This is a genomic window from Trichococcus sp. (genome assembly GCF_055118575.1).
The window spans coordinates 23,667-30,478 of sequence record NZ_JBSQPW010000039.1 but is presented as its reverse complement, the minus strand read 5'-3'; the positions used below and the strand labels follow the sequence as shown (position 1 = coordinate 30,478).

5 protein-coding genes are annotated in these 6,812 nt (G+C 44.3%); 2 read left to right on the top strand and 3 right to left on the bottom strand.

Translation table 11 applies throughout. The features are described from left to right. Positions 1-632: 632 nt before the first annotated feature. Together ACTCCX_RS10810 and ACTCCX_RS10805 are read right to left on the bottom strand one after the other, a co-directional pair. Entirely contained in the window at positions 633-2,078 is a 1,446-nt protein-coding gene (locus tag ACTCCX_RS10810) for a glycoside hydrolase family 1 protein (protein WP_463275997.1), read from the bottom strand. A 116-nt stretch (positions 2,079-2,194) separates the two neighbouring features. Then, complete coding sequence (locus ACTCCX_RS10805; RefSeq protein ID WP_463275996.1) at positions 2,195-2,923, bottom strand: MurR/RpiR family transcriptional regulator; 729 nt, start codon at positions 2,921-2,923, stop codon at positions 2,195-2,197. Between the two features lie 245 nt (positions 2,924-3,168). On the opposite strand from ACTCCX_RS10805, the gene ACTCCX_RS10800 reads away from it, so the two are divergent. Beyond that, positions 3,169-3,549 carry a hypothetical protein gene (locus ACTCCX_RS10800; protein WP_463275995.1) on the top strand — a complete coding sequence of 127 codons (381 nt, stop codon included), beginning with the start codon at positions 3,169-3,171 and terminating at the stop codon, positions 3,547-3,549. Positions 3,550-3,712: 163 nt separating this feature from the next. On the opposite strand, the gene ACTCCX_RS10795 is transcribed toward ACTCCX_RS10800, so the two are convergent. Further along, the gene (locus ACTCCX_RS10795) at positions 3,713-4,558 is read right to left on the bottom strand and encodes a VOC family protein (protein ID WP_463275994.1); all 846 of its coding nucleotides are present in this window, start codon (positions 4,556-4,558) and stop codon (positions 3,713-3,715) included. A 287-nt stretch (positions 4,559-4,845) separates the two neighbouring features. On the opposite strand from ACTCCX_RS10795, the gene dnaX reads away from it, so the two are divergent. Continuing rightward, positions 4,846-6,795: a DNA polymerase III subunit gamma/tau gene (gene dnaX, locus ACTCCX_RS10790; RefSeq protein WP_463275993.1), complete on the top strand. Its 1,950-nt coding sequence runs from the start codon at positions 4,846-4,848 to the stop codon at positions 6,793-6,795. Positions 6,796-6,812: the final 17 nt, after the last annotated feature.

Genomic DNA, 6,812 nt, shown 5'->3' with positions numbered 1-6,812 from the left:
TCTCTATTATTTATTTATATTTATCTAGATGTTCAAAGTCAAAATGATATGTCAACCATACTCTTGTGGCGTGACTTGAATACAAGACACATGAAATTAGATAAAATCATGTATCCGGAACCCTATACCCATAGGGTTCTTTTTTTATAGTTCCACTGAATAAACGATTATGCAGTATAATCGAATGAAATCATGTATAGAAAATGGGACCACTTATAACCTGGATTCCCGGAAACACATAACTATGAACAAATGAAAAATCCGTCAAATCAAGGGTTGAACAGTATTCCGAGGTCAAATTCACTTAGTTATGTATAAAACACGTAACTAGGTAGAAATTCCGTTATATCCAGGTTTTGCCCGACCTAGTTACGACGTTCCGGGAATAAAGGTTATAACCTACAATATCCTCTCTTTATAATCATACCTTAATCGCAATCGATTAAATGGACATAGAATTTGAAACGAGTTTATGGACACGTATTTCATCTCTTTTGGAGAAAAACAATACAAAAAATACAGTGTCCAGAAATGAACCATTTTCTGGACACTCCTATTGGTGGGGAAATCCACCACCAAACTGAAAAGAAGGGGGTGCCTCATTTTTGAGGCACCCCCTTTTTAAGCTCTATCTATAGTTCTTCTCCATTTGTAGTAATTACTTGTTTATACCAATCAAATGATTTTTTCTTGCTTCTTTCTAAAGTGCCATTGCCATAATCGTCTTGATCAACGTAGATGAAACCGTAACGTTTAGACATTTCAGAGGTACTTGCACTAATTAAATCGATACAACCCCAGCTTGTGTACCCAATAAGATCGACACCCTCTTTGATTGCTTCGTTCATTTGCTCGATATGTGCACGCATGTAATCAATACGGTAATCGTCGTTGATAGAGCCGTCTGACTCTACTTTATCATATGCTCCAAGGCCATTTTCCACGATAAACAACGGTACTTGGTAGCGATCATACATTTTCTTTAAGGTAATGCGCAATCCTTTCGGGTCGATTTGCCATCCCCAATCAGATGACTCTAAATAAGGGTTTTTCACACCACTGAAGAAGTTGCCTTTTTCCTTCTTCTTATCAGGTGCTCCGCTGGCAACCATTGACATATAGTAACTGAAGGATAAGAAATCCACTGTGTGTTGCAGTAATATTTCCTCATCGCCAGGCAGCATGTCAATCTTAATATCGTTTTCTTCAAAATAACTTAACATGAAGCTTGGATAATAGCCACGGACTTGGACGTCAGTGAAGAAGAGATTCTTTTGATCTTCTTTCAGTGCTTCCAATACATCATCTGGACTGCAAGTTTCAGGATATACTTCCATACGAGCCAGCATACAACCAATCAGGGCGTCAGGAATCATTTCATGGCAGGCCTTGACCGCTCTGGCACTTGCTACAAACTGATGATGCAAGGCTTGATAAACCGCTTGTTCCTTGTTTTCTACCTCATCTATCAGAATACCACTGCCAATATATGGAGACATTGTTGAAATGTTGATTTCATTGAACGTTAACCAGTATTTCACTTTTCCTTTGTAACGATTAAATACCGTTTCTGCATAATGAACAAAATAGTCAACTACACGGCGATCTGTCCAACCATTGTATTTTTGGACTAATGTAAGTGGAATTTCATAGTGTGATAACGTCACAAGTGGCTCAATTCCATACTTCAATAATTCATCGAATACTTTGTCATAGAAAGCCAGACCTTCTTCATTCGGCTCCCGGTCATCACCATTCGGAAAAATACGCGGCCAAGAGATGGACATACGGAATGTTTTGAAGCCCATTTCTGCAAATAGTGCAATATCTTCTTCATAACGGTGGTAGAAGTCGATACCGCGACGTTTCGGGAAGTTGTCGCCACCTTTTCCTGCTAAAAGATCCTCGAGTTCCTTTTTGCTTCTTACATCCATCTCAACTTCATTACCACGCTCTTCTTTTGGTACAAATTGAACCATATCAAAAATGGAAAGGCCTTTACCGCCTTCGTTGTAAGCTCCTTCTAATTGGTTTGCAGCCGTAGCTCCGCCCCATAAAAAACCTTTTGGAAATGCCATATTTTATTCCCTCTTTCGCCTTTTTTCTGTTTCTGATTTTATTATAAGGTAGTGATACAAAAAAAACTGGTCAAAAAGAGACCAGTTCACGGTTAATAAGAGCGTTGATATCGGAATCAATGAAACAATACATCAAACAATCTTAATAAAGTTTGACTACTGACCGCGCTATTTTCGATTTTTCCACACTGTAAAATTTCGTCAAATAATTCCGGGTGTTGCTGTGGCTTTGAGAAGGTGATAAGTAATTTCTTTCCTTTGGTTCTTTTGATTTTTTCAAATAAGGGGAATTCTTCTGATAGTAAGCGTCCCTGTATGGAAATAGTGATGATCATATCTTCTTCTGTTAATATGTCCAGATCATCCATTTGCTTAAAAAGATTTGTATTGCATTCACAAAATTTCCCGGCAAGAAGTATTTTCTTTTGCAACTCCAAAGCTTGGATTTGATGCTTTTCAAAACCTAATATGACCACTCTGCGGGATGTGCTGATTTGTTTTACGATTCGCTCAATCTGTTCGCTCGGGATATTTTCAATTATTTCCACGTTTTCCCTTAATTGCTCTATAAAAGTATCCCCACTCAGGTCAACATCATTCTTTTCAAGAGATACGCCATAGTTCATTACAGAATTTCTTAAGTTTGAAAAATTTCTGAAACCGATTCTTTTGCAGAACCGATTGATTGTGGAAGGAGCTACATTGCAGACTTCTGCTGCTGTCTCTAATGAAAAGCTCTCGATTTTTTGGAAATTCTCGAGCAAAGTTTTCGCTATATGGTAATTAATATCCTTATCAAGTGAATTGTTTATGTATGCTAAAAGATTATAGATCAATGTTTCCACATTTCCCACCTCAAGTGAATCATTCATAGTATTTTACTTAAGTGAATAGTACTTCATTATTTTAACATTAATTTCTCAATGAAGAATTAGTTCAGGAGTGATTTTCTTCTAATAACTTCGATTTCCGAAAGGGTAGCGTAAACCCAGCCGGATTATTGAGAAACCGTATTCTTTGATAACGGAGCTGAGTTTTTATACAATATGTATGTAACAGAATAACGAAGAAGAAAGTGGAGGTAATGAATATGGCTAAGTATGTAAAAGGCTCCTACCGCACGATTTCAGAAGTTCATACTGTTTTAGAAGGTCTCCGGCAAGAAGGATATACAGAAGCGAATATCACGCTGATAACGAATGAAGCCAAAAATTATGAGGAACTGATCCATTCCACAGACGCGACAATAAAATTAGAAGACCCTACAACTGAGCATCTTACGCTCTGGGAGAAAATCATGGAGGTTTTCCCTATTTTCACCAGCAGTGATTATGCGAGCAGCAAAGAAGATGCTGATTTGGAACCAGAAGAAGACACACTACTGGAAGGGTATCAGAAGCAGTTAGATGATGGAGAGATCGTTGTGATAGTGGACGATATTTTCAATAAAGAAGCCTCATTGAATTTGTAACAAATGGGTGGGGACGCAACCGATAAGACACACTCAGGCACGTCCGACCCGATCCTTCAAAGCACGCAGATTGAAAGTTAAATAAGGCAATCAAAACAAACTCCCTGAGAATATACTCTTAGGGAGTTTGTTTTGATTGTGGCAAGAGCTCTATTTGACAAATTCAATGATGAATCGTTGCATGGATCTCGATGCCGCTGTTGTCTTTGAAAATCAGTTCGCTTGCGCTTTCCTCGAACGAAATCCCTTCATTGCTCAGTCTGCCTTTCAATGCTTCATAGGCAGCACTATCAGCAACGAGCCAAGTGAAGTACGCCAAGCCTGGTTGGGTTTCTTCAGCAGGCGGCAGCTGTTTTCCAGCCCACATGTTTGATCCGATGTGGTGGTGGTAGTTTCCGGCGGCGAAGAATTTTGCTTGTCCGAAAAAGTCGGACTTCAAGGAGATGCCGAGCACGTTCTCGTAAAATTGTTGCGTTTCGATCAGGTCATGAACGGTCAAATGGACATGGCCCATAATCGATCCGGCAGGGATGCCATCATAAATTTTGACCATCGCACCGATTACGCCGTCCGCATCCATCGCTTCCGTCACGCCTTCGATTTTACCGTCCGGACGTACATCCCAAACCGACATCTCTTTGTCGCGGTAGATTTCGATGCCGTTTCCTTCCGGATCATGGAGGTAGATGGCTTCACTGTATCCGTGATCACTTGCGCCATCGATGGCGTATTTTTTCGTCAGCAAGTGGTACAGGACGGATCCCAAGGCCGCTCGGGTCGGCAAAAGGATGGCCAAGTGGAAAAGTCCGGTCGTCCGTTTCCGATCGGAGGGTGCATCGAGTTGGATCAATTCGACCAAAGGCGTGTTGTCCGCGGCAACCCCCAATACGGCTGCATTTTCTTTTTGCTCCAGCAGATCCAATCCGATCGCTTCCCGGTAAAACTGCGTCATTTCCTCCAAATCATTGACTTTCAAGGCAACCTTGCCCAAGTCCCAAAATGCTGTCATATGCTTGTTCCCCTTTTTGATTCTATTTGATTTTAGTTAGTTTCTCGATGGAATAGTATCACAAATTTGATTAATACGAATTCGAACTATTTGATAGGTTTACTATAAGGTATAGCTTACTTTTTGTCAATTGTTTTTGTTTCTCCATTCTATCCTGTCTGGATCAGGTTAAAAATAGGCAGCGTGCAAGCTTTCTGCACTCAGGAAATCCGGGGAGCCGTGCCTTCCTATTTTCCTATTTTTCCCTTATAATAGATGAACGAAGCAAAAGTGAAAGAGGGAAATGCATGAGCTATCAAGCACTATATCGGGTTTGGCGCCCGCAGCGGTTCGGAGACATCGCAGGTCAGGAAGCGGTCACGCAGACGTTGAAGAATGCCTTAATACAGGGGAAAACGAGCCATGCTTACCTTTTTACCGGGCCGCGGGGAACGGGTAAGACGAGTGCAGCCAAGATTTTTGCGAAAGCCATCAACTGCCATCATCGCGTCGACGGGGAACCGTGCAACGAATGTGAAACGTGCCGTGCCATCACCGAGGGACGCTTGAACGATGTCATCGAAATTGATGCCGCCAGCAACAACGGTGTGGAGGAAATCCGGGATATCCGCGACAAAGCGCGTTATGCCCCGACCCAAGCCGACTATAAAGTCTACATTATCGATGAGGTGCACATGCTCTCGACCGGTGCCTTCAACGCGCTTCTGAAGACGCTGGAGGAGCCGCCGGAAAATGTCATCTTCATTTTGGCGACGACGGAGCCGCACAAGATCCCGTTGACGATCATTTCCAGAACGCAACGGTTTGACTTCAAACGCATTTCCTATCAGGATATCATTAATCGGATGGCGTACATCCTGCAGGAGGAGAAAATCGGCTACGATGAGCAGGCGCTGCATATCATCGCGCGCTCCGCGAACGGCGGGATGCGGGATGCACTCAGCTTGCTCGATCAGATCATTTCTTACGGATCGGATGCGGTCACTTTCGAAAATGCGGTGAAAGTTTCCGGCAGTCTGACGGAAGAAATGATGATCTCCTTCTCAAGCGCGTTGCTGCATGAAGAGACGGAATCGGCACTGCAACTGCTGCAGGAAATCCTGAGTGCAGGCAAAGAGGCTGGCCGTTTCCTTGAGGAGATGATCCTGTTTGCGCGGGATGTGCTGGTCTACCAACAAACAAACGGCAAGGCCTTTGCCGACAATACGCAACAATACAGTGAAGCTTTCCAGACTTTTTCGCAAGAGGCGCCGGCAACGTTCCTCTACGAGATGATTGAGGCCTTCAACGAGACCCAAGGCGAGATGCGCTTCTCGACGCAACCGGATATCTATCTAGAAGTGTTGGCGGTGAAGCTGTCTCAATCCAAGGCGCATGCTCATGCAACGGCCGCAGTTCCGAGCGCACAAGCCGCGCCGAACGGAGAAGTTCAGCGGCTGGCGCACGAGTTGGAGCTCGTCAAAAAGGAACTCGCGAAGCTGCAGGAACTGATCGCCTCCGGGAATCTGACTGTTTCGCAGGAAGGTGCCAAAGCGGCGCCTGCCAAGAAAGAAACGGCTCGTCAGTCGAACACGTCTGCCGGATTCAAGCCCAACATGGGGCGGACGTACCAGATTTTGGGTGAGGCGACAAAGCAAGATCTTGCACGCGTCCGTGATTTCTGGACGGATATCCTGGATGTTCTCTCGGTTACCCAGCGTGCTGTCCTGAAGCAAGCCAATCCGGTGGCAGCGAGTCCGACCAGTTTCATCCTGTCGTTCCAGTATGATATCCTTTGCCAAAAAGCGACGGAAGATGCGGAACTGCAGGCGGCTGTGGATGCAGCAACGCAGCGGATGCTGCAGCGTCCCGGCGAATTGGTGTGTTTGACGGAAGAGCAATGGACATCGGTGCGACGCAACTACATCCAGAACCGGAACGGCAGCCCTGCTGCCGAATCCAATGGCGAACTGAAACAAGCCGCTCCGAAGCAGGCTCCGGTACCATCGGCTGCTCCGAAACAGCCTGTTTCGGCAACTGGCGATAAAGATAAACCTGTCGATCTGGATTTGCCGCCGGAACCACCGATGCCGGAAATGGAAGATGGCTATCGTGGTGACTATCACCCCGGAAATTTCGCCGATGATTTTTCGGTTGAAACCGATCCAATCGTGATAGAGGAACAAAAGGAACAGGAAGTCGTCGATCAGGCGTTGAGCCTTTTCGGAGACGAAGTCGTAACGGTCGTCGAGGACTGACGGCGTTCGAAATAAAT